This window comes from Mycolicibacterium sp. XJ1819 (genome assembly GCF_053483675.1).
The window spans coordinates 55601-79954 of record NZ_JBEFST010000011.1; the positions used below are offsets into that span (position 1 = coordinate 55601).

The 24354-nt window shown below is 67.7% G+C and carries 28 protein-coding genes; 5 read left to right on the plus strand and 23 right to left on the minus strand.

What is annotated here, in order from left to right; genetic code table 11:
* The first annotated feature begins 242 nt into the window (after positions 1-242).
* Together ABQE89_RS13605 and ABQE89_RS13610 are read left to right on the plus strand one after the other, a co-directional pair.
* On the plus strand, positions 243-1157 hold the full coding sequence (locus ABQE89_RS13605; RefSeq protein ID WP_448417318.1) for a class I SAM-dependent methyltransferase: 915 nt from the start codon (positions 243-245) through the stop codon (positions 1155-1157).
* 5 nt (positions 1158-1162) lie between these two features.
* Positions 1163-2074, plus strand: coding sequence for a class I SAM-dependent methyltransferase (locus tag ABQE89_RS13610; RefSeq protein WP_448417320.1), 912 nt, complete (start codon positions 1163-1165; stop codon positions 2072-2074).
* Here ABQE89_RS13610 and ABQE89_RS13615 read toward each other — a convergent pair.
* On the minus strand, positions 2064-2438 hold the full coding sequence (locus ABQE89_RS13615; RefSeq protein WP_448417322.1) for a VOC family protein: 375 nt from the start codon (positions 2436-2438) through the stop codon (positions 2064-2066). The genes ABQE89_RS13610 and ABQE89_RS13615 overlap by 11 nt on opposite strands.
* Before the next feature lie 23 nt (positions 2439-2461).
* The gene (locus ABQE89_RS13620) at positions 2462-3766 is read right to left on the minus strand and encodes a xylulokinase (RefSeq protein WP_448417324.1); all 1305 of its coding nucleotides are present in this window, start codon (positions 3764-3766) and stop codon (positions 2462-2464) included.
* A 30-nt stretch (positions 3767-3796) separates the two neighbouring features.
* Here ABQE89_RS13620 and ABQE89_RS13625 point away from each other — a divergent pair, with 30 nt between their 5' ends.
* Positions 3797-4774, plus strand: a complete 978-nt coding sequence (locus ABQE89_RS13625; RefSeq protein WP_448417326.1) for an NAD(P)-dependent oxidoreductase — start codon at positions 3797-3799, stop codon at positions 4772-4774.
* A complete protein-coding gene (locus ABQE89_RS13630) occupies positions 4771-5424 on the plus strand; it encodes an L-fuculose-phosphate aldolase (protein WP_448417328.1) in 654 nt (217 codons plus the stop codon). The genes ABQE89_RS13625 and ABQE89_RS13630 overlap by 4 nt, the downstream gene beginning before the upstream one ends.
* 68 nt (positions 5425-5492) lie before the next feature.
* Here the strand turns inward: ABQE89_RS13630 and sppA are convergent, their stop codons facing one another.
* A complete protein-coding gene (sppA, locus tag ABQE89_RS13635; protein WP_448417330.1) occupies positions 5493-7286 on the minus strand; it encodes a signal peptide peptidase SppA in 1794 nt (597 codons plus the stop codon).
* 150 nt (positions 7287-7436) lie between these two features.
* On the opposite strand from sppA, the gene ABQE89_RS13640 reads away from it, so the two are divergent.
* Positions 7437-7739, plus strand: a complete 303-nt coding sequence (locus ABQE89_RS13640) for a PE-PGRS family protein (RefSeq protein WP_448417332.1) — start codon at positions 7437-7439, stop codon at positions 7737-7739.
* A gap of 48 nt (positions 7740-7787) precedes the next feature.
* On the opposite strand, the gene rplO is transcribed toward ABQE89_RS13640, so the two are convergent.
* The 20 genes from rplO to ABQE89_RS13740 all read right to left on the minus strand — a co-directional run bounded on the left by rplO (position 7788) and on the right by ABQE89_RS13740 (position 24252).
* Positions 7788-8231, minus strand: coding sequence for a 50S ribosomal protein L15 (gene rplO / locus ABQE89_RS13645; protein WP_448417334.1), 444 nt, complete (start codon positions 8229-8231; stop codon positions 7788-7790).
* Positions 8232-8234: 3 nt separating this feature from the next.
* On the minus strand, positions 8235-8414 hold the full coding sequence (gene rpmD / locus ABQE89_RS13650; protein ID WP_448417336.1) for a 50S ribosomal protein L30: 180 nt from the start codon (positions 8412-8414) through the stop codon (positions 8235-8237).
* Between the two features lie 2 nt (positions 8415-8416).
* Positions 8417-9088: a 30S ribosomal protein S5 gene (rpsE, locus tag ABQE89_RS13655; RefSeq protein WP_448417338.1), complete on the minus strand. Its 672-nt coding sequence runs from the start codon at positions 9086-9088 to the stop codon at positions 8417-8419.
* A gap of 22 nt (positions 9089-9110) precedes the next feature.
* Positions 9111-9518 carry a 50S ribosomal protein L18 gene (rplR, locus tag ABQE89_RS13660; RefSeq protein WP_448417340.1) on the minus strand — a complete coding sequence of 136 codons (408 nt, stop codon included), beginning with the start codon at positions 9516-9518 and terminating at the stop codon, positions 9111-9113.
* Between the two features lie 2 nt (positions 9519-9520).
* On the minus strand, positions 9521-10060 hold the full coding sequence (rplF, locus tag ABQE89_RS13665; protein WP_448417341.1) for a 50S ribosomal protein L6: 540 nt from the start codon (positions 10058-10060) through the stop codon (positions 9521-9523).
* Positions 10061-10075: 15 nt separating this feature from the next.
* Positions 10076-10474 (minus strand): 30S ribosomal protein S8, encoded by a 399-nt coding sequence (gene rpsH, locus ABQE89_RS13670; RefSeq protein ID WP_448417343.1) that lies wholly within the window; start codon positions 10472-10474, stop codon positions 10076-10078.
* Positions 10475-10559: 85 nt separating this feature from the next.
* Complete coding sequence (locus tag ABQE89_RS13675) at positions 10560-10745, minus strand: type Z 30S ribosomal protein S14 (protein WP_046753705.1); 186 nt, start codon at positions 10743-10745, stop codon at positions 10560-10562.
* Positions 10746-10747: 2 nt separating this feature from the next.
* Positions 10748-11320 (minus strand): 50S ribosomal protein L5, encoded by a 573-nt coding sequence (rplE, locus tag ABQE89_RS13680; protein WP_448417345.1) that lies wholly within the window; start codon positions 11318-11320, stop codon positions 10748-10750.
* Entirely contained in the window at positions 11317-11637 is a 321-nt protein-coding gene (gene rplX / locus ABQE89_RS13685) for a 50S ribosomal protein L24 (protein ID WP_448417347.1), read from the minus strand. Before rplX ends, rplE begins: the two co-directional genes overlap by 4 nt.
* Positions 11638-12006, minus strand: a complete 369-nt coding sequence (gene rplN, locus ABQE89_RS13690) for a 50S ribosomal protein L14 (protein ID WP_448417349.1) — start codon at positions 12004-12006, stop codon at positions 11638-11640.
* 200 nt (positions 12007-12206) lie between these two features.
* Positions 12207-13085 carry a formylglycine-generating enzyme family protein gene (locus tag ABQE89_RS13695; protein ID WP_448417351.1) on the minus strand — a complete coding sequence of 293 codons (879 nt, stop codon included), beginning with the start codon at positions 13083-13085 and terminating at the stop codon, positions 12207-12209.
* Between the two features lie 17 nt (positions 13086-13102).
* Entirely contained in the window at positions 13103-13771 is a 669-nt protein-coding gene (locus ABQE89_RS13700; RefSeq protein WP_448417353.1) for a hypothetical protein, read from the minus strand.
* Between the two features lie 12 nt (positions 13772-13783).
* Positions 13784-16135, minus strand: coding sequence for a sulfatase-like hydrolase/transferase (locus ABQE89_RS13705; RefSeq protein WP_448417355.1), 2352 nt, complete (start codon positions 16133-16135; stop codon positions 13784-13786).
* A gap of 114 nt (positions 16136-16249) precedes the next feature.
* Positions 16250-17569 carry an LLM class flavin-dependent oxidoreductase gene (locus ABQE89_RS13710; RefSeq protein ID WP_448417357.1) on the minus strand — a complete coding sequence of 440 codons (1320 nt, stop codon included), beginning with the start codon at positions 17567-17569 and terminating at the stop codon, positions 16250-16252.
* On the minus strand, positions 17566-17919 hold the full coding sequence (locus tag ABQE89_RS13715; RefSeq protein WP_448417359.1) for a hypothetical protein: 354 nt from the start codon (positions 17917-17919) through the stop codon (positions 17566-17568). The genes ABQE89_RS13710 and ABQE89_RS13715 overlap by 4 nt, the downstream gene beginning before the upstream one ends.
* 25 nt (positions 17920-17944) lie before the next feature.
* Positions 17945-19462 carry a sodium:solute symporter family protein gene (locus ABQE89_RS13720; protein ID WP_448417361.1) on the minus strand — a complete coding sequence of 506 codons (1518 nt, stop codon included), beginning with the start codon at positions 19460-19462 and terminating at the stop codon, positions 17945-17947.
* 28 nt (positions 19463-19490) lie between these two features.
* Positions 19491-21080 carry an FAD-binding oxidoreductase gene (locus ABQE89_RS13725; RefSeq protein WP_448417363.1) on the minus strand — a complete coding sequence of 530 codons (1590 nt, stop codon included), beginning with the start codon at positions 21078-21080 and terminating at the stop codon, positions 19491-19493.
* Complete coding sequence (locus ABQE89_RS13730; RefSeq protein WP_448417365.1) at positions 21077-22663, minus strand: MmoB/DmpM family protein; 1587 nt, start codon at positions 22661-22663, stop codon at positions 21077-21079. Before ABQE89_RS13730 ends, ABQE89_RS13725 begins: the two co-directional genes overlap by 4 nt.
* A 10-nt stretch (positions 22664-22673) precedes the next feature.
* A complete protein-coding gene (locus ABQE89_RS13735; RefSeq protein WP_448417367.1) occupies positions 22674-23633 on the minus strand; it encodes a ferritin family protein in 960 nt (319 codons plus the stop codon).
* Complete coding sequence (locus tag ABQE89_RS13740) at positions 23605-24252, minus strand: ferritin family protein (RefSeq protein WP_448417369.1); 648 nt, start codon at positions 24250-24252, stop codon at positions 23605-23607. Before ABQE89_RS13740 ends, ABQE89_RS13735 begins: the two co-directional genes overlap by 29 nt.
* Positions 24253-24354 lie beyond the last annotated feature (102 nt).

Sequence of the window (24354 nt, forward strand, 5' to 3'; positions counted from 1 at the left end):
CGCAGCCGACCTGTCGAATGCGGCGTGCGGATGGGGCTGGTTTGACCAGCGTCTGGTTAAGTCGTGTGTGGACCACCGTCAGGCGCGCAGCCTGGGAAGTCACGCGTCAAACAGTCTACGAGACTAACAGTTGGCATCCGCGTGCCCCGCATCCAAAGCCCGCTGTAACGGGCCCCCTTGGGGAACTTACCGTATAACGGATATAGGTATATCGGCTAAGTAACGATCGACAGGGGCCTCCGATGGCACGCACCGACAACGACACCTGGGATCTGGCGTCCAGTGTGGGATCGACGGCGACCATGGTCGCGGCCTCCCGCGCCAGCGCGAGCAAGGGGCCCAGGGCCCTGATCGACGACCCGTTCGCCGAGCCGCTGGTGCGCGCGGTCGGCGTGGACCTGTGGATCCGGCTGGCCGACGGTGACTTCGAGCGAAGCGAACTCGGCGACGACGTCGTGGCGGGGGTGCAGCGGCTCAACGCCTCCATGACGGTCCGCACCAAGTTCTTCGACGAGTTCTTCACCGCGTCGGGCGTGCGGCAAGCCGTGATACTGGCCTCGGGCCTGGATTCGCGCGCCTATCGGCTGGCCTGGCCGGCGGGGAGCACGGTCTATGAGATCGACCAGCCCGACGTCATCGAGTTCAAGACCCGCACGCTGGCCGAACTCGGTGCGCAACCGACCGCTACCCGTCGTACCGTCGCGGTCGACCTGCGCTTCGACTGGCCGTCGGCGTTGACGGCGGCGGGCTTCGATCCGAGCCTGCCGACGGCGTGGAGCGCCGAAGGACTGCTGGGCTATCTGCCGCCGGAGGCCCAAGACCGGCTGCTCGACGCGATCACCGCGCTCAGCGCGCCCGGAAGCCGGGTGGCGATCGACGCCGTGCCGTCGATCGATCCCGCCGACCAGCCAGACGCTGTCGGGCGGATGCGGGAGGCCTCACAGCGGTGGCGAGAGCAGGGCTTCGACGTCGACTTCGCCGATCTGGTGTACCTCAGCGACCGCAACGACGCGGCCGACTATCTGGCCGATCACGGCTGGAGCGTGACCCGGCACAGCGTGCCCAAGCTGTTGGCGGACAACGACCTGCCTGCACTGGACGAGGACCACACCCGCTTCGGCGAACCGCAGTACATCACCGGCACGTACGGGAAGTAGGAACAATGGCCCGCAGCGACAAGCGGCATCCTGGAGACACGTGGGACCTGGCATCCAGCGTCGGCTCGACGGCCACGATGGTGGCCGCGCAGCGGGCGTTGAGTCACCGGGAAGGGTTGATCGACGACCCGTTCGCCGAACCGCTGGTGCGCGCCGTCGGCCTCGACTTCTTCGTGCGCGCGCTCGACGGTGAGATCGAACTCGAGGACCTCGACCCGCAGTTCAACCCGCGGCGCGCCGCCGAGTCGATGGCGGTGCGGACCCGTCACTTCGACAAGCTGTTCACCGACGCGGCCGCCACCGGCGTCCGGCAGGCGGTGATCCTGGCAGCGGGTCTGGACGCGCGGGCCTACCGGTTGGACTGGCCCGACGGCACCACCGTGTACGAACTCGACCAGCCCGACGTCATCGCGTTCAAGAGCGACACACTGGCCGGACTGCGCGCCCAACCAGCGGCGCATCGCCTTGCGATCGGAGTCGACCTGCGCGACGACTGGCCGCAGGCGTTGCGCGACAACGGGTTCGACGCCAGCCAGCCCACCGCGTGGATCGCCGAGGGCCTGCTGATCTACCTGCCGCCGCCGGCGCAGGACCTGCTGTTCGACCGGATCGACGAGCTCAGCGCACCGGGCAGCCGCGTCGCCACCGAGCACATCCCCGATGTGAGCATGTTCTCCGACGAACGGTCACAGGAGATCGCCGACCGACTCCGCAAGTACGGCAGCGACATCGAGATGGCTGACCTCATCTATCACGGTGAGCGCAACGACGTCGTCGATTATCTGACGGCGCACGGTTGGGATGTGACGGCGCGGCTGGTGCGGGACGCCTTCGCCGACAACGGTTTCGAGTATCCCGAAGACGGAGCGATGGGCTTCTTCACCGACATGAGCTACGTCGCTGCGGTCAAGCGCTAATGACCAGCGGCCTGCTGAGCTCGAAGCGGTTGGCGTCGAGGTCGTTGAACCACAGGAACTCGTTGTTCGCGCTGCGCCGGATTTCTGTCACGTCGACTCCACGGGACAGCAGGGTGCGGCGAATGGGATCCAGGTCGCCGTCCATGACGATGACCACGTAGGAGTTGCGGTCGTTCTCCTCGGTGTTGCGGGTCTGGTTTGCGGGCAGCTGCCACAACGACACGACAGCACCCGCGATCACATACACCGCCACCGGGTGGTCGGGCCCATCCGAACCGACGTGGAGCGGCTCCAGACCGAGCTTCTCGCGATACCACGCCACCGAGAGGCCGACGTCAGCTACCCGCAAGACAGTCGAGACCATCGCTGCAGCATCGAATATTCCGCTCATCCTTGCTGCCGGCCGGCCAGCTCGAGGAACCTTCCGTAGCGGTCCTCGACGGCGGTCCTCCACGTCGGATCCGGGTCGACGACGCATTCGGTGCGCGCCCACCGTGCGGCGTCGGTGACCGACGTCTCCAGGCCGGTGGCCATCCGGCCCAGGAACGCCGCGCCCAGAGCGGCGCCCTCGGCGACCGCAGACACCTCGACCGGTGTTGCGGTGGCGTCGGCGATCGCCTGCATCCACGGGCCGACGCGCGTGCCGCCGCCGGCCGCGACGATGCGCCGCACCGACACCCCGCTCATCTCGATGAGTTGGCGCACGACGAATCCGGACGCCTCGAACGCCGCACGCCGCACCGCGGCGCCGTCGTGGGTGAGGTCGAGGCCGTCGAGCAGGCCGCGGCGGTCCGGGTCGTGCAGCGGCACCCGCTCGCCACGGATATACGGCGCCCACACCGGCACCCGTCCCGGTTCGGCCGCGCCGCCGGGCGCGACGAGTCCGTCGACCCAATTGAGGAACAACCCGCCGGCGTTGCTCGGCCCGCCGATCACGAACCTGCCCGGCGCGGTGTGCGGCAGCGTCCACAACCCGGGCACCTCGCGATAGTCGGGCACCGTCACCCACACGATCAGCGTGGTTCCGCACAGCACCAGCACATCTCCGTCGGCGTCCGCGCCGGCGACCAGTTGCTCGCACACCGCGTCCACTCCCCCGGCCGCCAGCACCGCGTCACTGCCGTGCACCCCGCCCGCCGCGGTGCCGGTCGGTTCCACGCGGGGCATCCGGTCGGCCTGCTCGGTCCAGGCGGTGCCGTCGTACAACGGATAGGCGGTGATCGCCGTCGAGTGGTCGATGACCGCCTCGCCGGCCAGCGCGTAGTTGGCCACCGCCGCGGCCGGCCAGTATCCGTGCGCATCGGGCGAGCGGGTGGCCGTCCAATGCAGAAATTCCGTCGCCTCCCCGGTGAGGAACTTGGGGTCGGTCTTGGTGGTTGTGTGGCCGCGACGGTCGCCGTAGAGCAGGCCGGGGGTGAGCGGACGACCGTCGTCGTCGACGGCGGTCAGCGACGGCACCATCGCGGTGACCGCGACCGCCGCGGCCTCGGGCCTGCCCAATTGCGCCAGGGCGGCCAGCGGGCCACGCCGCCACGCCTCGTCGGCGTCGTGTTCGAACCGGCCGGCTTCGGGCACCCGCAACCGGTGTGGGATCCGGGCCCGCGCGATCACTTGGCCGTCTTCGTCGGCGGCCACGGCCTTGACGGCGGTGGTGCCGATGTCGATGCCGATTGTGGTGCCTTTGGCTGACACGGCCGTCACCGTACGCCAGCATGTGGTCTCGTGACCCGACTTCGCGCGCTGGTGACCGCCCCGCTCCGCGGTGCCGGACTCATCAGACTGCGGCAGCTGGTCGACGTGGTGTACGACCCGTGGATCGAGCAGCGCCCGCTTCGCCTCTACACCGCCGAGCAGCTCGCCGAACGGGCCCGTGCCGAACAGGCGGACATCCTTGTCGTGGAGGCAGATTCGGTGACCGGGCCGGTGCTCGATCTAGCGTTGCGGGCCGTGGCGTCGACGCGCGGCGACCCGAACAACGTCGACGTCGCCGGCGCCACAGCGGCCGGTATCCCGGTGCTGCACACACCAGGCCGCAACGCCGACGCCGTCGCCGAGATGGCCATCGCGCTGTTGTTCGCGGCCACCCGCCACGTGCTGACCGCCGACGCCGATGTCCGCGCCGGGCAGGTGTTCCGCGACGGCACCATCCCCTACCAGCGGTTCCGGGCGTGGGAGGTAGCCGGGCGCACGGCGGGGCTGGTGGGTCTGGGCGCGGTGGCCCGCGCGTTGCGGTGGCGGTTGCAGGGCCTCGGGATGACGGTGATCGCCCATGACCCGTATCACGACGGGGCCCGTCACAGCCTCGACGAGCTGCTGGCCGAGGCCGACGTCGTCTCGCTGCACGCGCCGGTCACCGACGAGACCGTCGGCATGATCGGCGCCGACCAATTCGCCGCGATGCGCGACGGCGTGGTGTTCCTCAACACCGCCCGCGCCCAACTGCACGACACCGACGCGCTCGTCGACGCGTTGCGCAGCGGCACGGTGGCCGCGGCGGGGCTGGACCACTTCGTCGGCGAGATGCTGCCCGTCGACCATCCGCTGACCACGCTGCCGAACGTGGTGCTCACGCCCCACATCGGCGGCGCCACATGGGACACTGAGGCGCGGCAGGCGGACATGGTGGCCGACGGTCTCGACGCGCTGCTGGCGGGACGTCGGCCCGCGCACATCGTCAACCCGGAGGTGCTGACCTCGTGAAGTTCGTCGAGAACCCCGAACAGGCGGTGCTCGACGCCGCCAAGGACATGCTGCGGCGCGGACTCGTCGAGGGCACGGCGGGCAACATCTCGGCCCGGCGCGAAGACGGCACCATCGTGATCACCCCGTCGTCGGTGGACTATCGCGACATGGCCCTCGACGACCTCGTGCTCGTCGACCCCGACGGCGGCGTGCTGGCCGCCGCGGTCGGTCGGTCACCGTCGACCGAGATGTCGCTGCACCTGGCGTGCTACCACGCCTTCGACGACATCGGCAGCGTCATCCACAGCCATCCGGTGTGGGCCACGATGTTCGCCGTCGCCCGGCAGTCGATACCGGCATGCGTCGACGAGTTCGCGGTGTACTGCGGCGGCGACATCCGCTGCGCCGACTACGCCGCCTCGGGCACCCCCGACGTCGGCCACAACGCCGTGAAGGCATTGGAGGGCCGCGCCGCGGCATTGATCGCCAACCACGGGCTGGTCGCGGTCGGGCCGCGGCCCGACAAGGTGCTGCACGTCACCGCGCTGGTCGAGCGGACCGCGCAGATCGTCTGGGGTGCAAGGGGTCTCGGTGGGCCGGTGCCCATTCCCGACGAGGTCAACAAGAACTTCGCCTCGGTGTACACCTATCTGCGTTCGCAGACGTAACGGCCGCGAGATGTACGTTAACGAGACCCCCTCTCGCACTTTTTCTCGTTAACGCACGTTTCGCCGCGCTAGAAGCGGTGCTCCCCCAGCCACAGCGCGCTGACGCCGGTCAGCGACCGCTCAGCCTGGCCCAGCATCCCGGCCACCGAGCGGCCCACCAGCGCGCCCACCGCCTCGGGCACCGATGCGGCCGCGGGTTGCGACGACGCCTTGGGCCGCAGCATTTCCAGCAGCGACGAGCCGGGATAACTGACGAGCCTGACGTCGTCGTCGACCGCGAGCCCGGCGAGCACCTTCGCGCGGTCGATCGCGGTGCGCAGGCCGCCCAGTTCGTCGACGAGGCCGCGTTCGAATGCGTCGGCACCGGTCCACACCCGGCCGCGCGCGATCGCGTCGACATCAGCGGGTGTCATATTGCGCCCGGCCGCGACCCGCTCGACGAAGTCGGTGTAGAACAGGTCGGCCTCCGCCTCGACGTGGGCGTGCTGCTCGTCGGTGAACGGCTGGTTGATCGACCAGGCGTCGGCGTTGGGATTCGTCCGCACCGCGTCGGAGCCGACACCGAGGCGGTCCTTGAGCTCGCGCGCCACCAGCTTGCCGGTCACCACGCCGATCGATCCGGTGATGGTGCCCGGGTTGGCGACGATCGACTCGGCCGACATCGACACGTAGTAGCCGCCGGAGGCCGCCACCGCGCCCATCGAGGCGACCACCGGCGTGCCCCGGTCTCGCACCCGACTGACCTCGTGCCAGATGGTTTCCGATCCGGTGACCGAACCGCCGGGACTCTCCACACGCAGCACGATCGCCGTCACGTCGTCGTCGGCGGCGGCTTCACGCAGCGCTGCGGCGATGGTGTCGCCGCCCGCACTGGAATTGCCGAACGGCAGCAACTGGGGGCCGCCGCGCCCGCTGACGATCGGGCCGTGCACGGTGACGACGGCGATGGCCGGCTTGCCCGCGCGCCCGGGAATGGACGGGACGGGCGTACTGCGCGGCCCCGTCGCGCGCGCATACCGCGACAGGTACAGCCGCGGCGGAGCGTCCTCGGAGTCCGGATCACCAAGCTCGGCGGAAATGCCTGGCGCACCCACGAGTTCGGCGATCCTGCCGTAGGCCTCGTCACGGAAACCGATGCGGTCGACCAAGCCCGCGGTGACCGCATCGTCCCGGAGCAGCGGCGCCTTGTCGGCGAGCGCGTCGATGTCCGACGGCTGCAGGTGACGTGAAGCCGCCACCCCCTCCAGCACCTGGGCGTGCAGGCTCTCGATCAACCTGGTGTCGGCCTCGCGGTGCGCGTCGGTGTAGCCGTCCTGGGTGAAAAGGTTTGCCGCGGACTTGTATTCGCCACGCGCGATGAACTGCGCCTCGATACCGGCTTTGTCGAGCGCGTCGCGCAGGAACAGCGCGCTGGTGGCGAAGCCGACCAGTCCGACGGTGCCCGACGGCTGCATCCACACCTCGCGAAACGCCGACGCCAGGTAGTACGACAGCGTGCCCGGGTAGGTCTCGGCCCACGCCACCGTCGGCTTGACGTCGCTGAACGCGGCGATCGCCGCGCGCAACTCCTGCACCGGCCCGGCCGAAGCGACGGGTAGCTGCACCCGGGCGATCAGGCCGGCCACCCGGGGATCGTCTGCGGCGCGGTGGATGGCGGCGACGGCATCACGCAGCACCATCGGCTTGCCGCCGCTGGTGATCATCGCGAGCGGGTCGAAGCCGCCGGTCTCCGGCGGTGCCGACAACAGGTCCAGTTCGAGCACACACCCGTCGGGGACCCCGCGGTGGCGGGCGGTGTCGACCCGCCTGCCGAGCGCGCGAAGGTCGTCGATACCGGGGAGACCGGGCAGGAATGCGAACATCCTGTGAGCCTACCGATGCGCTACCGATGCGGATGCCCGGACAACGAACACCTTGCTGCAGAACCGATTCCGCAGCTGAGGGGATCCCGCGGCTTCGCTGAAAATTAGGTGTTTTAACTGGCTGATCTTGGTGGTAGACAAGGGGCCATGATGGCGAAGTTGATGCGCGTCGCTCCGCTTCTTCTGGCCGGTGCGACCGCAGCATGGATCTCCGCAGCGCCTGCCACGGCGACGGGCGTGGCGGCGGGCCTGCCCGGTATCACGATCTCTGCCAGTCAGGGCGGCCACGCCGGCCCGGATGGCGGCGGTGGATGCACTGCCGACGGCACCTGCGGCCACGGCGGCCCGCAAGGTGGCGGCGGCTGCACGGCCAGCGGTATCTGCGGGCACGGCGGCCCGTGGGGCGGTGGCGGCTGCGTACCGGGCGTCGGTTGCTTCGAGTGGAACCCGTGATTTGTGTGCGTTGTGTTGCGCTGAGCGCAACACAACGCACACAAATCGCTACAGTTCGGTCGCTGAGCCGCCTGCGGCGCTGATCTTCTCGCGGGCGCTGCCGCTGAACTTGTGCGCGGTCACGTTGACCTTGACGGTCAGCTTGCCGTCGCCGAGCACCTTGACCAACGACTTCTTGCGCACCGCACCGGCTGCCACCAGTTCGTCGACGCCGACATCGCCGCCCTCGGGGAACAGCCTGTTGATGTCGCCGACGTTGACCACCTCATAGGAGGTGCGGAACCGGTTGCGGAAGCCCTTGAGCTTCGGCAGCCGCATGTGGATCGGCATCTGGCCGCCCTCGAACGTCGCCGGGACGTTCTTGCGGGCCTTGGTGCCCTTGGTGCCGCGGCCGGCGGTCTTGCCCTTGGAGCCCTCACCGCGACCGACGCGGGTCTTGGCGGTCTTCGAGCCGGGCGCCGGCTTCAGATCGTGAAGCTTGATGGGCGTCATTTCTTAAACTTCCTCTACCTCTACGAGGTGATGCACTGTATTGATCAGTCCGCGGGTCTGCGCGTTGTCCTCACGAACCACCGACTGCCGGATCCGTCGCAGCCCCAGCGTGCGCAGGCTCTCGCGCTGCTTCCAGCGCGCACCGATGGTGCTGCGCACCTGGGTGATCTTGAGTTCTGCCATGGTTACGCCGATCCTTCACGCGCGGCCGACGCGGCAACCGCCTCGGCTTCCCGCCTCGCCCGCAGCATGCCTGCCGGCGCCACGTCCTCGATGGGCAGCCCGCGGCGCGCCGCCACCTCTTCGGGTCGCTGCAGCATCTTGAGTGCGGCAACGGTGGCGTGCACCACGTTGATCACGTTGTCGCTACCCAGCGACTTGGCCAGAATGTCGCGCACGCCAGCGCATTCCAGCACCGCGCGAACGGCACCGCCGGCGATCACACCGGTACCGGGGCTGGCCGGACGCAGCATCACCACACCGGCGGCGGCTTCGCCCTGCACCGGATGGGTGATGGTGCCGCCGATCAGCGGAACCCGGAAGAAGTTCTTGCGTGCTTCCTCGACGCCCTTGGCGATGGCGGCCGGGACTTCCTTGGCCTTGCCGTAGCCGACGCCGACCATGCTCTGCCCGTCGCCGACGATCACCAGTGCCGTGAAGCTGAACCGGCGGCCACCCTTGACCACCTTGGACACCCGGTTGATCGAGACGACGCGCTCGAGGTAGTTGCTCTTGTCGCCACCGTCGCGGCCACGGCCGCCCCGGTCGTCACGGCGGCCTCGGCCCTCGCGGTCACCCCGCGGGGGCCGCCCGTCCGAGGTCGCCGGGCCGCGGGCGCCTGCCTGCTCGGCCATCATGCAGTCCTTCCGTAATTCATCATCAGAACTTCAGCCCGCCTTCGCGCGCCGCATCCGCCAGCGCGGCGATGCGGCCGCCGTAGGTGTACCCGCCGCGGTCGAACACGACCTGCTCGATACCTTGGGCCTTCGCGCGTTCGGCGATGAGTTGTCCGACGCGCACACTGTGTGCCTTCTTGTCGCCGTCGATCGCGCGCACATCCGCCTCGATGGAGGAGGCCGCGGCCAACGTCGTGCCGTTGAGGTCGTTGACCAACTGCACGTGGATGTGCCGCGAAGAACGGTGGACCATCAGGCGCGGCACCTCTGCCGTGCCCGAGACCTTCTTGCGCAACCGGGCATGCCGACGCTGCCGGGAGATCCGCCGGATCTCGGACACGTTCTGCCCCACGGTCTTGCGCTTCGCGGTGTCGTTCGTGTTAGCAGCCATGCTTACTTACCTGTCTTTCCGACCTTGCGACGGATCTGCTCACCCTCATAGCGAATTCCCTTGCCCTTGTAGGGATCGCTCTTGCGCAGGCGGCGGATGTTGGCCGCGATCTGGCCGACCTTCTGCTTGTCAATGCCCGAGATCGAGAACTTCGTCGGCGACTCCACCGCGAATGTCACGCCGTCGGGAGCCTGGACGACCACCGGGTGGCTGAATCCCAGCGAGAACTCCAGGCTGTTGCCCTTGAGTTGCACGCGGTAGCCCACGCCGTGGATCTCCATCTTGACGGTGTAGCCCTCGGTGACGCCGGTGACGAGGTTGGCCACCAGCGTGCGCGACAAGCCGTGCAGTGAGCGGCTGCGACGCTCGTCGTCCGGACGGGTCACCACGATGGCGCCGTCGTCGTCACGCGCCACCTTGATCGGTTCGGCCACCGCCAGCGCCAGGGTGCCCTTGGGGCCCTTGACCGAGACGCTCTGGCCGTCGATCGTCACGTCGACCCCGGCCGGAACCGGGACCGGTTGCTTACCAATTCGCGACATAGCTCTAGATCTCCCTCACCAGACGTAGGCGAGGACTTCCCCACCCACGCCCTCTCGCGCCGCCTGCCGATCGGTCCGCAGGCCCGACGACGTGGAGATGATCGCCACGCCCAGTCCACCGAGAACGCGGGGCAGGTTGGTCGATTTCGCGTAGACCCGCAGACCGGGCTTGGACACCCGGCGCAGGCCGGCGATGCTGCGCTCACGGCTGGGGCCGTACTTCAGTTGCACCACCAGCGACTTGCCCACCCGAGCATCCTCGGTGCGGTAGTCGGCGATGTAGCCCTCGCGCTTGAGGATCTCGGCGATGTTGGCCTTCAGCTTCGAGTGCGGCAACGTCACCTCGTCGTGGTACGCCGAATTGGCGTTGCGCAGACGCGTCAAGAAGTCTGCGATCGGGTCCGTCATCGTCATGACAGCCGGTTCACCTTCCTCGCGGTGGTTCCCTCAACGAGGGCCTGCCGCAACTCTTCTCCGATGTTTGGTCCTGAATGTGCCGTCACCAGCTGGCCTTCTGAACGCCTGGCAGCTCGCCGGCATGCGCCATCTCGCGCACGCAGATCCGGCACAGGCCGAACTTGCGGAACACGGCGCGTGGGCGGCCGCACTTGCTGCAACGGGTGTAGCCGCGCACCTTGAACTTCGGCTTCTTGTTGGCCTTGTTGACCAATGCCTTTTTTGCCATGCTCAGTTCTCCTTGAACGGAAAGCCCAGCGCCCGCAACAGCGCTCGTCCTTCGTCGTCGTTCGTCGCCGAGGTGACGACGGTGATGTCCATGCCACGGGGCCGGTCGATGGAGTCCACGTCGATCTCATGGAACACCGACTGCTCGGTCAGCCCGAAGGTGTAGTTGCCGGTGCCGTCGAACTGCTTGGGATTCAGCCCGCGGAAGTCACGGATACGCGGCAGTGCGATCGAGATCAGCCGGTCGAGAAACTCCCACATCCGGTCGCCGCGCAGCGTGACCCGCGCACCGATCGGCATGCCCTCGCGCAGCTTGAACTGGGCGATCGACTTGCGGGCCTTGCGAATCTCCGGCTTCTGGCCGGTGATCAGCGCGAGATCGTTGACCGCGCCGTTGATCAGCTTGGCGTCTCGGGCGGCGTCACCGACACCCATGTTGACCACGACCTTGACCACGCCCGGGATCTGCATGACGTTGCCGTAGCCGAACTCGGACTGCAATGCGCCGCGGATCTCCTCGCGGTAGCGCTGCTTGAGGCGCGGCAGTGTCTTCACGGTGCCTTCGGTAGTGGTCATGAGATGTCCTTGCCGTTGGTCTTGGCGATGCGGACCTTCTTGCCGGTCTCTTCGTCCCGGCGATATCCGATCCGGGTGGGCTTGCCGTCGGAGCCGACGACCATCACGTTGGAGACGTGGATGGGCGCCTCCTGGGTGACGATGCCGCCGGACTGCGCGCCGCGCTCGTTGCTCGACACCGCGGTGTGCTTCTTGATCCGGTTCACGCCCTCGACGAGCACCTTGTTGCGCGCCGGGTAGGCCACCAGCACCTTGCCCTTGGCGCCCTTGTCCTTGCCGGAGATGACCAGCACCGTGTCGCCCTTGTGGACCTTCATCTACAACACCTCCGGAGCCAGCGAGACGATCTTCATGAAGCGCTTCTCACGCAGCTCGCGACCGACGGGTCCGAAGATGCGGGTACCGCGCGGATCGTTGTCGTTCTTGATGATGACGGCGGCGTTCTCGTCGAACTTGATGTAGCTGCCGTCGGCGCGGCGGCGTTCCTTGACGGTGCGCACAATCACGGCTCTGACGATCTCGCCGCGCTTGATGTTGCCGCCGGGAATGGCCTCCTTGACGGTCGCCACGATGACATCTCCGATGCCGGCGTAGCGTCGCGACGAGCCACCGAGAACCCGGATGCACAGGATTTCCCTGGCGCCCGTGTTGTCGGCGACCTTCACCCGCGATTCCTGCTGAATCACTCGATCTCCTCGACCTGGTTATGTGTGCATGGCAGATACCGACCTGACATGCGCGGTCTTGCTGTCACCGAAGGGCACGCGGGGCTTTCCTCACGGAGAGCCGAGGTCTGCCCAAGGCAACCGCTTGATTCTAGGTGACGACCTGCGAGGAACAAAATCGCCGCTGGTCAGCCTCCAGGCCTCACTCCGTGAGGGCCACGTTACGAGACTACGCAGCGGAAACCGATGTGCGTGGTCGCGGTGTCCTGCGACTGCGGGGACCGCGCGGTGGGCCGGTAGCGGTGGCAGTACTCCGGGGCGCACAGGTGGGAGCCGCCCTTGAGGGCCTGGCTGATGCTGGGATCCGGGCGCGACGGGCTGCAGCAGGATTTCACCGCGCCGCCGAGCTGGTGGTGGCCGACGAACCGGGTGGTCGTCCACTCCCACACATTGCCGATCATGTCGAGCAATCCGTACCCGTTGGGCGGATAGGTGCCCACCGGCGAGGTGCCCGTCCACCCCAGCGCCCCGTCGTTGCGGTACGGGAAGCACCCCTGCCAGGTGTTGGCCATCAGTTGGCCGCCGGGCACGGGGTCCTCACCCCACGGGTAGGTGGTGTCCGCACCGCCGTGCGCCGCGTACTCCCATTCGGCCTCGGTGGGCAGCCGCCGCCCGGCCCACCGCGCGTAGGCGGCGGCGTCGGGATAGGCCACCTGCACCACCGGATGGTCGGGGCGGTCGGCGGAACTGACGACGCCCGGGCCGAACGGTTGGCGCCAGTACGCCCCCGGGACCCAGCGCCACCACTGCCGCCAGTCGCGCAGGTCGACCGGGCCGTCGGTGGGCCGGAACACCAGTGCCCCGGGGGCCAGCTCACTCGGCGAGACCCCGGGATACAGCGCGGGATCCAGCGGCTGCTCGGCGACGGTGAGATAGCCGGTGGCGTCGACGAATTCGGCGAACTGCGCATTGGTGACTGGATGACGTTCGATCGCGAACGGCCCGACCGTGACGGTGTGCGCGGGCGCCTCCTCGGGGTAGAACCGCGTCGACCCCATGCGAAACGCGCCTCCGGGCACCTCGACGAGCTCGGTGAGCATGGGCTTGAGGATATTTCTCAGGGGATCTCGATGCCGAAGTCGCCGAGCAGCGGCGACGTCAACGGCTCGAAGCCTGCAGAACCTTCTATATGCACCGCCACCAGATAGTTGTCGGTGTTGGTCCAGATGTGGGCGAGGCGGTCGCCGAACTCGACGGTCTGCCCGCCCGACCACGTGCCGAGCAGTTTCTGGCCGCTGTATCCGCACAGGTCGGCGGGCAGCACGCTGACGGTGCTCATCGTCGCGGCGGCCATCGCGTCGTCGGCGTACTTCTTGAACGCGGCCGCGGGGTCCAGCGTGGTCACCGCGATCGTGACCGCCCCCGACGCGCCGTCGGGCCCGGTCAGCCGCGCCCCCACGTCACCCTCCCCCTTGGAAACGGCCCAGCCCGTCGGCAATGCCACGGTGATCCTGGGCGCCGCGGGGTCGGCGACCGCTGCCACGGTGCCGACCGGGGGCGGCTCCGCCGTGGCGCAGGTGTGACCCGGCGCCGGTATCTGGGTCTTCTCGGTCGGCAGCACACCGGGTTCGTCCAGTTCGGCCTGCGGTGTCGGAATGGTGCGCGACGACGGCGCGGGCGCCCCCGCCGTGTTCGGGTCCGCCGCGACGGGCACCCCGTCGCCGGTCCGCACACATGCGCTCAGCAGAACCGACGCCGTGACCCCGACCCACCACGCCCATTTCATCGGCCCGCGGCCTCAATCTCTGGCGAACGCACGGGCGAAGTCACGTTCCAGGTCTGGGTACGCCTTACCCGAGACGTCGACGTTCACCTTGGTGATGGTGCCCCCGCTGAACGCGAATGGCGGCGTGTAGGTCCGCGACACCGGCGATCCGGAGTTGCGTCCGACGCTCAGGGCGGCGCTGGCCAGTCCGAAGGTGCCGGGATGGGTTCGGACGCCGGATTCCGACGCCACCTCGACGCCGTCGATGTAGAGCGTGGTGTCCCCGACCGGCGTAGGGCTGCCCTCCGCGGTGCCCGTGCGCGCGTAGGCCATCCCGAACGTGTGCCTGCCCGGCGGCACCGCACCCGGCGACGCCAGTGCCTGCTCCTGTTCGCCGAGGAAGTTGTAGACGAAGTGCAGCCGCCCGTCGCGCATGAACAACACGTACCCGCCGTGCGCACCGCCGTGTTTGATCAGCACCCCCTGCGCGTCCGGCGCATCGACGGACACCTCGGCGATCACCGCGAACGAGCGGCCCCCGATCTCCACCGCGGCGCCCGCGCCGAGATCGGCCGTGCCGGGGTAATAGGTGAACGACTCGCGGGTGCCCGACAGGTGTGGTCGCCATCGCGACAACGTCTCGAGCACGTCGAGGTCGCCCAGCGGCAACCCGTTGTACTTCTCGGCCTCGCGGAACCACAACGCCTCGAGTTCCTCGAGCCTGTCCGGGTGCTCGGCGGCCAGGTCGTGACACTGGCTGCGGTCGGCCTCGAGGTGGAACAGCTCCCAGCGGTCCTTGTCGAAGTTCGACCAACCCGACGGCGACGCGGCGTGCACGGTGTTGGCGAACCAGCCGTCGTTCCAGATGCCGCGGGTGCCCAGCATCGTATAGAACTGCGTCTGCTTTCCGGTGACGGCTGTCGGATCATCCAGTGCGGCTTTGAAACTCACCCCGTCCAGCGGTTTCTGGGGTATTCCCCGGACGGTGTCGGGCGGGGTCATGCCGAGCAGTTCGTACACCGTCGGGGTCACGTCGCAGACATTGATGTAGTTGTCGCGGACCTCACCGTGGGCGGCGATGCCGTCGGGCCAGGAGATGATCGCGGGGTCGGCGATGCCTCCCTCGTGCGACGCGTAGCGCTTGAACAACTTGTACGGCGTGTTGAACGCCATCGCCCACCCGATCGGGTAGTGGTTGTAGGTTTCCGGGCCGCCGAGGTCGTCGATGTGGCGCATGCTGTCCTCGACGGTGTCGATATAGCCGTTGAAGAACTTGACCTCGTTAACCGAACCGTTCGGCCCACCTTCGCCGCTGGCGCCGTTGTCGGAGATGACCACCACCAGCGTGTTGTCCAGTTGGCCGGACTCCTCCAAATAGTCCAGCACGCGGCCGATCTGGGCGTCGGTGTAGCTCTGGAAGCCCGCGAACACCTCGGCCATCCGGGCGAACAGCCGCTTCTCGTCGTCGGTCAACGAGTCCCACGGTCGCACCGTGTCCTGCTCCGGCCACGGTTGGCCGTCGGGCCCCGTGACGTCTCGGTACGGATTGACCGGCGACAGTTCGGTGTCGGGCGGCACCAGACCCATCCTCTTCTGGTTCTCCAGCACGATCTCGCGATAGCGCTCGTAGCCCATGTCGAACCTGCCCGCGTACCGATCGGCCCACTCCTTGAAGACGTGGTGGGGCGCATGGCCGGCGCCGGGGCAAAGGTAGGTGAACCACGGTTTGTCCGGGGCGATCACCTTCGCGTCGCGAATGAACTCGATCGTCTTGTCCGCGAGGTCCTTCGACAGGTGATAGCCGTCCTCGGGCGTTGCCGGCGGCGCGACGGGGTGGTTGTCGTAGACGAGTTCCGGATACCACTGGTCGGTCTCACCGCCCATGAAGCCGTAGAACCGTTCGAATCCCCGCGACAGCGGCCAATGTCGTTTGGTGGACGCCAGATTCGACTCCTCCAGCGGAGTGAGATGCCACTTGCCGACGCAGTAGGTGTTGTAGCCGCGTTCGGCGAGCACCTCCGAGAGCAGGGCCGTGTCCAAGGGAATGCGGCCGTTGAAGCCGGGGAAGCCGTCGGTGAACTCCTCGATGGTGGCCATGCCCACGGTGGTGGGGTTGCGCCCGGTCAGCAACGACGCGCGCGTCGGAGAACACAGCGCGGTGGTGTGGAACTGGGACAACCGCACCCCGCGGTCCACGATGCGGCCCATCGCGGGCATCTGCACCAGACCGCCGAAGCAGTCCCAGGTCGCGATGCCGACGTCGTCCCACACCAGGTAGAGGATGTTGGGGGCGCCCTCCGGGGCGGTCGGCGCGGCGTAGGGACCCCAGTCGGGTTCGGAGTCGCGGATGTCCAGTTCGATCTTGCCCGTGAATTCCGTCGCCATCGCGCCCCTGGTCCTCGATCACCGTGTGGTCGCCAGAGATTACCGCGGCCCACGGTCGAATTTCCGCGAAATTGACGCGAGCGCCAGGCAGCACAGGGCCGCCGGCCTCCACGGTCAGTACTCCTGAAGGCTCTCGCGCAGCGTGGTGCCGGGGTACCGGGTGCGGTAGCGGCCGCGGCGTTGAAGTTCGGGCACCAGCAGTTCGGTGATGTCGTTGAAGCATCCCGGGGTGTCGGTGGCCAACATCATGAAGCCATTGCAGCCACCCTCGTCGATGTACTGCTCCATCTGGTCGGCCACCTCCGACGGTGTGCCGACCGCGACGGGCGCGCCCATCGAGACTCCGTAGATCTGCGCGGCCTCCCGCACGGTCACCGGGGCGCCGTCCTTGGCCTCCAGGATCGCGTCGAACAGGCCGCGGATGCCCTGGACGTCGGCATCGACGACGTTGTCGTCGAGACCCAACGTGGAGAAATCGAAACCGGTGTGGCCGGACAGGATTCCGAGCGCGCTTTCGATTTGTACCTTCTCCACGAACTCCGCATAGCGATCGTTGGCGCGGGACTTGTCGCGATCGATGACCGTCTGCAGGCCGTAGATCAACTTCACCGACCCGGGGTCGCGTCCGAAATCGTCTGCCCGCGTGCGGATGTCCTCGGCATACGCGCGCATGCTCTTGGGCGTCGGAAAGATCCCGAACACCGATTCGGCGTGCTTGGCCGCGAACTCACGGCCCTGCTCGGACGAGCCGGCCTGCCACAGCACCGGGCGGCGCTGCGGGGACGGCGCGACGAAGTGACGCCCCTTGGACCGGAAGAACTCACCGCGGAAGTCGACCTCGCGCACCTTGGCCGGGTCGGCGAACACCCCCGCCTCGCGGTCGTAGACGATCGCGTCGTCGTCCCAGGAATCCCACAACTGATAGCACAGCTGCATGTACTCCTCGACCACCTCGTAGCGTTTGTCCCGCGGCGTGAGGTTCTCCCTGCCCATCGCTTGGAACTCGCTCTTGGAGTAGGAGGTGACGATGTTCCAGCCCACCCGACCATTGGTCAGATGATCGAGCGTGGACAGGTGGCGGGCCATCATGTACGGCGGCACAAAGGAAGTCGACAGGGTGATACCGATGCCGAGGTGCTTGGTGAACGCCCCGACAAGCGGCACCAGCGTGGCGGGTTCGTGTACCGGGCACTGGCCCGCGTACTTGACCACCGGATCCGAACTGCCCTTGTAGGTGGTGTAGGGCGCGAGTTCGTCGGCGATGAACATCGCGTCGAACAGCCCGCGTTCCATGGTGCGGCCCAGATCGCGCCAGTACTCCGGACGCGACCATTGGTAGCCGACTTTGTCGCGCGGGTGCGCCCACATCGTCGACGCGTGGTTCATCACCCCGTGCTGGACGAAGCCCAGCAGGTGCATCTTCGTCTTGGTCATGGCACCAGCGTCCGGAGTCGATCGCTGCGCAGTTCCAGGACGAACGCCACGATCACCGCGACCGCGGTGCCCAGCCCGCTGACGGCCAGGACGTACCAGAACTGGCCGCTGAACGAGGCGACGACCAGCAGGACAAACGATGTCGCCACGGCGATCGACGCCTTCCAGCCGAAGCCGGGCACCACCGAGACCTCCTCGGCGGAATCACCGTCCTGCGCTTCGAACGCGGTGGCAACGGGGTTGCCCAGCGACAACTCCCGGCGGATCCGAAGGAAGCTGACCGTGCCGAGGGCCAGATAGGTGATGGCGAGCACGACGCCGATGGCGGCGACGATGGAAGAGAGAAGCATGGTGATGCCTTCCTGTTTGGAGATGCTATTGCTGGCCTGCGGGTTCGGCGACGGGCGCGGGTTGGCGCTCCAGCAGGACCGGCTTGCCCGCGGCCAGGCTGTCGAAGTCGAACCGCACGTTCTGACGCAGGCTGACCGCCACCGACACCACCGCGGACGCCACGATCAGGCCGATGATTCCGAACAGTGGACCGTAGGTGGGGCCCAGCGTCTCGCGCAGGGGCCCGCCGGCCAGGATGCCCGCTAGCACCCCGGCGACGTACCCCTGCCCCGTCATCCGCGACCAGAAGATGCTCAGGGTGACCGGGATGAGCAGGCTGGTTCCGTAGAAGTACACCGTGGTAACGAGATTGACGTAGTCGATGCCGGTCAGCACGAGGCCGCCGGCGATCGCGGCCGCCACGATCATGCTCGTCTTGGTGATGGCGAACAGGGTGCGTTCGGATACCCGCGGCCAGTAGCGGTGCACGATGTCGACGGCCACCAGCGAGGTGACCCCCGACAGCGCGCCGTCGATCGCCGCGAAGCAGGCGTTGACCACCACCAGGGTGTAGAGGCCGATGATGATGACCGGCAGGCCGAGACTGGCGATCACATACGGACCGACCGAACCGGCGCCCAACGCACCCAGGTCGTCCAGCGTCACACCGGCGGCCAGTCCGATGAAGCCGAGCAGGCCCAGCGCCAGCGGAATGGGATAGAACCAGATGCCCGCCCACAGGAAACTGCGGCCCAGGTCGCGTGGCCGGATCGCCCAGACCCGTTGCCAGAACGACTGATCGGCGATCACGTTGGTCAGCAGGCCGAGCGCCAGCGCGAGGCCGAAGCTCGCCGCGGTGACGGGGTCGAGCGGGTTGAGGTAGTCGCCACCCTTGGCCTGCACCTCGGTGAACACCAGGTCCGCACCGCCGGCCTTGGCCAAGGCGTAGAGCACGACCACCGAGGAGCCGACCCCGAGCAGCAGCGTGTTGACCGTGCCGGTGACCGCCGAGGTGGTCAGGCCACCGAAGTAGGAGTATGCGGTGACGACGATGATGCCGGTGATGACGATGCTGATCGGGGTGAGCCCGAAGACGGTGTGCATCACCAGGACCAGGCCGGCCAGGTTGATCATGATGACGCCCAGGAGCGCTCCGATCAGGAACACCAGAGTGGCCACGCTGCTGATGCCGGTCTGGAAGCGGGCCCTGATGAACTCGGCGAGGGTGTAGCCGGCGGGCATCTTCTGGCGCACCTTGAGCCCGAACGGCACCATGATGATCACCGCGAGGCCGTTGGGCACGATGAACCAGATCAGCCCGGAGGTGCCCCACGTGTAGGCCTGTGCCGAGGACAGCATCACCGCCATCGACCAGGTCCACACCGAGATCAGCGAGGCCACCCCGAAGCCGAAGCCCAGCAGGCGACCCGAGATGACGAAGTTGTGGGTGGTCTTGATGGCGCCGCGGACGACCAGTGCGATCAGCAGCAGGACGATGCCGGGGCCGAACAGCAGGGCATAGCCCAATGTGGGGGACTGCTGGAAGAATTCGAGGGTTGGCATGGCTGGGGTCTCCTTGTCGATGAGCCGGTCAGGGCCGGGTGGCGGTCAGTGCTGCCGGGTCGGCCGCGTCGCTGATGAGCACCGCCGAGCGGCGGCGGCGCAGTTCGGCCAGCGGCTCGTCGAACCAGCTTTTGGAGCGGCGCAGGATCAGTAGTTCGGCCAGTTCGGTCTCGGTCCGCAAGAACGGCACGGTGGGCATCACCGGCGGCTTGTACGTGCGCCGGAACGACGCCACGGCCGCCTCCAGTGCGGGTACGTCGGTCGCGGTTCTCGCCGCGTGGACCGCGGCTTCGCAGGCATCCGCGATCGACTCGCCGGTCAGCGTGGTGGTGTCGATGCAGTCCCCGCTGAGTTCTTCGAACCTGCGTACCGCGACACGGTCTTCGATGCGGGCCTCGATCCACAGCGCATCGGCTTCCTCCAGGGCGCCGCGCGCCGACCCGCGGCGCCAGCCGAGAAGCAGATCGACCGCGGTGTCCAGATCGGCGACGCCGGCAAGGCGTTCGGTCCATTCCCGCCGCAGGTCCTGATCGCCGTAGGGCGGATATTCGGTTCGAGGCGCCGCGCCCGCCGCGACGGCTTTTCTGTTCCTGGTCATGACGGCTGATCTCCTGTCTCGACGAACCGTTCGGTGTGGATGCGGTCGCGGGGGGACGCCGGCGAGGTGGGCCTCGACCGCAGTGGTCATCGCCGGCGGCCCGCACAGGTAGTACGCGCTGTCCGGGTCGGGCACACCGAGGTGGTCGGTGACCACCCCCACCGCCCCGGTCCACGACGGCCCCGGCCACTCGACGGTGGGCACGACGTCGAGGTTGGGCAGCGCGGAACCGAGTTCGGCCAACAGGTCGGTGACGACGAGGTCTTCCTCGGTGGCCACACCGAAGACCAGCCTCGCCTCGACCGCCGGTTCGGTGCGGGCCAGCGACCGCAGCATCGCGAGGATCGGCGCGATCCCGGTGCCTCCCGCGACGAACACCGGTCTCCGGTCACCACGAAAGGTGAAGTTTCCGAACGGTCCCCGAAGCCGCACCGGCTCACCGGTCGCCAGCCCGGCGGCCACGTGGCCCGAGAACCGGCCGCCGGGCAACAGCCGGATCAACAGCTCCAGTTCGCGCCCACCGTCGGACAGGTTGGCCATCGAATACGAGCGGGTCGCCCCGATGGCCGGGATGGTCACCTGAACGTACTGGCCGGCCTCCCAACGCAGCGGGTCCTGAGACGCGTTTGTGCGCACCACTATTCGAGCCACACCGGTCGACAGCCGGTCGGCACTGACGACCTGACCCGACCGGGTCTGCTCGTCATAGCGACCGACGCGATCCAGCGGGTAGTCGAAGTCGATCTCCAGGTCGCTGCGGGGCTGCAGGCGGCAGGCCAGGATGTAGCCGTCGTCCTCCTCGTGGTCGCTGAGGGCGTGCGGGCTGTGGGGCAGCAGCTCGTCGTAGTCGCCGTCGACGAGGAAGCCCCGACAAGTCGCGCAGCTGCCTTCGCGGCATTCGGTGAGCAACAGATAGCCCTGGCGGAAGGCCGCGGTGACGACGTCCTCGTCTTCCCGGCACACGATGTCGATGCGCTCGGCGCCTTCGAACGTGAGCGCGAGCTTGTGCTCCTGGCTCACCGCGGCACCTCGCTCTCCCAGCCGATCAGCTCGGTGGTGATCGCGAAGACACTGCCGTTGACGTATGCCCGGCCGATCGTCGTCGACACATTGACAAGCAGGTCGTACACCGAGAACGGATGGCCCAACAGTTCGGCGATCTCGTCGGCGTCGATCTCGAAACCCTCCTCGCAGTCGATGCGGTAGTAGGTTCCGCTGTCCTCGATCGTGAAGCTGGTGTCTTCGGCATACCGGTCGGCCAGCCACTCCACCGTCGCCTCGATTTCGTCGGCCTTGGTCAAAGTCAGTACCACCCGGCGGCTTTCGACCACGGCGTCGTCACTGAACAGCTTCGCCCGCAACGCCTCGGCGTCGATGCTGGCGACGCGCCGGTCGACAGCGGCCTGATGGGATCCCGGCGTGTCGGGGTTGCGCTCGGTCACGCCACGCTCCCCCACCGCGGGGGCTCGGTCGTAGAGCTGCAGAAGGTCGTCAACGGTCAGCTCCGAGGCCCACAGGGGTCCGTATTCGCCGAGCCAGTCCCGCGCCGCGGTCTCGAAGATGTCCCGAGGCGACGCCGAGGCCGAACCGCGCAGGGTTGCGGTCGCAGTGAACAGTCCGGACAGCCCGGCGATCGCGGCCACCGCCCTGGGCAACCAGCGCCGCGTCCACCACCCCATCAGCCTGCGGTTGTAGTCGCCGAATTCCGCGTCGGCGCCCAGATGCCGTCCGAACAGTTCGGTGGTCCAGGTGCCCGCCGCTTCGGCGGACCGAAACGACGGCCACAGCACGCGCGGTGTGAGCTGATCGCCGTGCAGGGGGGCCGAGCGGTAGTAGAACTCGCGCCGAACCACCCGGCCGAACAGCGGCTCGTAGATCATCGACAGCGCGAAGAGCACCTCGATGTGGTCATAACCGTCGCCCCAGAGATGCTCGACGAATGTCCGCGCGCCCGCGTAAGCGGGGTCTTCGAGCCACCGGCGCCGTGATGGCTCGAGGTCGGCGATCGACTCGGAGAGCACCTGGCCGAGGAAGACCTTCTCGGCCTGGATCTGCTGGGCGCTGTCCAGGAAGTCCACCGCCCAGTTGACGACCGCGACGCGCAGGGTGTCGACGAGAACGTCGCGGATGGGCGACGCCAGAGCCATGAAGATGCCGTAGTCGTGCAGCACCAGGGCGCCGAGGTGTTCGCCGACGACGGTCTGGAACCACTGCGGGTCGCCGTCGCGGTGCAGGCCGTGGTTGCTGAACGTGGTAAACAACCGGCTGGTCGAGCGCCATTCGTCGGCCTTCTCCGCGACATAGGGCTTCTGCCAACGGCCTTCGGGATTCCGGAACGCGAACCAGTCGGTGCAGCGCGCCTCGGTGAAGTAGTTCTCCCACGGTCCCCGCCCGCCGGGGAAGCGGGTGGTCCAGCCGCCGACACCGATGCCGCCGCGTACCCAGTCCGGGTTGGGCTGGGTGTGCAGGAGCACCTGTTCGTACTCGGAGATCCGCCTGCGGTACGGGTTGGCGAAATGCAATGCGGTGCGCTGAGTTTCCAGTGGGGTGCGCTCGCCGTCGTGCTCGGGATTGAGCAGGCTGCGCCGGTAGGTATTGGTCACCGGTGACCCCTCAGAACTTCTCGAAGCTGACACCTGCGACGTGCGGGTCACGCACGACGACGTTGCATGCCGCCAGATCGTCGACGGTCCACATCCGTTCGCTGTGCAGATGCGGTTGGGAGACAAGGGTTTTGCCGTCGCTGCGGACACCCCCGGTGGCGCGCACAATCTCGGAGAGCTCCCAACCGTCGAAGATCTCCAAGAAGTTCTCGCCGGTGTAGCGCTCCGGTTCCTGCAGGTACAGCCGCTCGCACCAGTCCGAGCACAGCGTGTGCCGCCGACCGCCGTAGTCGATGATCCGGCTGGTGATCGCGGCGTGGCTGTCGGCGGGCGCCTGCCGCCGCAATTGCAGCAGCGGTGACTGGCACACGCGGCAAAAGTGCAGCGCCTTGCCCTGTTCGATCAGATGCTCGATGGGGCTGGTGCGGTTGGCCGGATCCTCCACGCCGATCTCCTGCCACCGGTCGAAGGCCCAGCCCAGCGACGAATGCCATCCCGAGTAGTGCCGCTCGAACCAGTCCTTGTCCGTCTCGCGCGGCAGTTCGAGCCGGCATCCGACGAACGGCCACAGTGCGTAGGCGATGGCGAACGCGTCGTGGTGTGCCCAGTAGGCGTCGCGGCGCGCGTCGGCCAGATTGCGCGGGGACTCCAGCCCGAATCGGGAGAACCGACCCATCCAGATGCCGCCCCAGTCCTCGATGACCCACTTGTTCCAGGTCTCCGCCCAGGGTTCGGCCCTGTTCACGGCGCCGTACTCGAACGCGCGGCCGATCATCGAACTGAAGCCACGGTGCTGGATCCAGAAGGCGTTCTCCAGGTCGGTCTGCAGGTACTGCATGTTGTGGTCGTTCTCGATGACCGACACGATGGTCTGGTAGCCGTTGGCCATGTGGCGCAGCTCGTCTGACTGGATCGACAGAAACACGGTCGGGGTCACCTCGTCACCGTTGGCGGCCGCCCACTCGGTCATCGCCACCACCAGCGGGTTTGGTGAAGCACGCCTCGGCCACCATCTGCAGGTTCAGTGAGATCAGCACCGGGTCGCCGGACACGAAGGTCTCGCACGCCTGCTGGCGGTTGTTCCAGAACAGTGGATTGCCGTGCCGGTGCTGCCGGGGTCCGGTGAAGCCGGCCGGATCGTAGTACTGCGAGGCGAAGTACTTCTTCAGGTAGCCAAGCTGATTGGTGTGCCGGACCTCGTCCTCGACCTGGGCGAGGTAACCGTTGCGCTGCTCGGGTGAGAGCACCGCGTCGTACAGCATCGCCGACCCGCCAATCGACACGTACTCCCCCAGCTCGAGAAACGAGCTGACGAACTTCATCATCTCGGCCCAGCGCGGCTCGATGCGTCCGCCCGCCTGAAGCCGCGCCAGGCTGTCGACCAGCGATCCGTACTGCCTGTCGTCCTTCTCGTTCTCCATCCGGCAGTACTCGCCGACGATCAGCTTGAACTGTTCCCTTGTTCCCCCGTCGAATTGGTACTTCGTCGGATACTTCGACCGAATGGACGGCGAGGTCCAGCCCATGTCCTGGATCCAGCGATGCACATCCTGGGCACCCACTTTGACATCGCGGGGGGTGACGACCATCAACGCTCCTTGTTCAGCGAACAGCACGGCTAACAGAGCGAAAGTAGACGGCCGACGAAGCGCCGGAAACCGTTTGATTCTTGATGAACCGAACCCCCGTTG

Coding starts and splice junctions, on each gene's coding strand:
- ABQE89_RS13605 (WP_448417318.1), top strand. CDS start 243: ATGGCACGCACCGACAACGACACCTGGGATCTGGCGTCCAGTGTGGGA.
- ABQE89_RS13610 (WP_448417320.1), top strand. CDS start 1,163: ATGGCCCGCAGCGACAAGCGGCATCCTGGAGACACGTGGGACCTGGCA.
- ABQE89_RS13615 (WP_448417322.1), bottom strand. CDS start 2,438: ATGGTCTCGACTGTCTTGCGGGTAGCTGACGTCGGCCTCTCGGTGGCG.
- sppA (WP_448417330.1), bottom strand. CDS start 7,286: ATGTTCGCATTCCTGCCCGGTCTCCCCGGTATCGACGACCTTCGCGCG.
- ABQE89_RS13640 (WP_448417332.1), top strand. CDS start 7,437: ATGGCGAAGTTGATGCGCGTCGCTCCGCTTCTTCTGGCCGGTGCGACC.
- rplO (WP_448417334.1), bottom strand. CDS start 8,231: ATGACGCCCATCAAGCTTCACGATCTGAAGCCGGCGCCCGGCTCGAAG.
- rpmD (WP_448417336.1), bottom strand. CDS start 8,414: ATGGCAGAACTCAAGATCACCCAGGTGCGCAGCACCATCGGTGCGCGC.
- rpsE (WP_448417338.1), bottom strand. CDS start 9,088: ATGATGGCCGAGCAGGCAGGCGCCCGCGGCCCGGCGACCTCGGACGGG.
- rplR (WP_448417340.1), bottom strand. CDS start 9,518: ATGGCTGCTAACACGAACGACACCGCGAAGCGCAAGACCGTGGGGCAG.
- rplF (WP_448417341.1), bottom strand. CDS start 10,060: ATGTCGCGAATTGGTAAGCAACCGGTCCCGGTTCCGGCCGGGGTCGAC.
- rpsH (WP_448417343.1), bottom strand. CDS start 10,474: ATGACGATGACGGACCCGATCGCAGACTTCTTGACGCGTCTGCGCAAC.
- ABQE89_RS13675 (WP_046753705.1), bottom strand. CDS start 10,745: ATGGCAAAAAAGGCATTGGTCAACAAGGCCAACAAGAAGCCGAAGTTC.
- rplE (WP_448417345.1), bottom strand. CDS start 11,320: ATGACCACTACCGAAGGCACCGTGAAGACACTGCCGCGCCTCAAGCAG.
- rplX (WP_448417347.1), bottom strand. CDS start 11,637: ATGAAGGTCCACAAGGGCGACACGGTGCTGGTCATCTCCGGCAAGGAC.
- ABQE89_RS13695 (WP_448417351.1), bottom strand. CDS start 13,085: ATGCTCACCGAGCTCGTCGAGGTGCCCGGAGGCGCGTTTCGCATGGGG.
- ABQE89_RS13700 (WP_448417353.1), bottom strand. CDS start 13,771: ATGAAATGGGCGTGGTGGGTCGGGGTCACGGCGTCGGTTCTGCTGAGC.
- ABQE89_RS13705 (WP_448417355.1), bottom strand. CDS start 16,135: ATGGCGACGGAATTCACGGGCAAGATCGAACTGGACATCCGCGACTCC.
- ABQE89_RS13710 (WP_448417357.1), bottom strand. CDS start 17,569: ATGACCAAGACGAAGATGCACCTGCTGGGCTTCGTCCAGCACGGGGTG.
- ABQE89_RS13715 (WP_448417359.1), bottom strand. CDS start 17,919: ATGCTTCTCTCTTCCATCGTCGCCGCCATCGGCGTCGTGCTCGCCATC.
- ABQE89_RS13720 (WP_448417361.1), bottom strand. CDS start 19,462: ATGCCAACCCTCGAATTCTTCCAGCAGTCCCCCACATTGGGCTATGCC.
- ABQE89_RS13735 (WP_448417367.1), bottom strand. CDS start 23,633: ATGACCGAGTGGGCGGCCGCCAACGGTGACGAGGTGACCCCGACCGTG.
- ABQE89_RS13740 (WP_448417369.1), bottom strand. CDS start 24,252: ATGGTCGTCACCCCCCGCGATGTCAAAGTGGGTGCCCAGGATGTGCAT.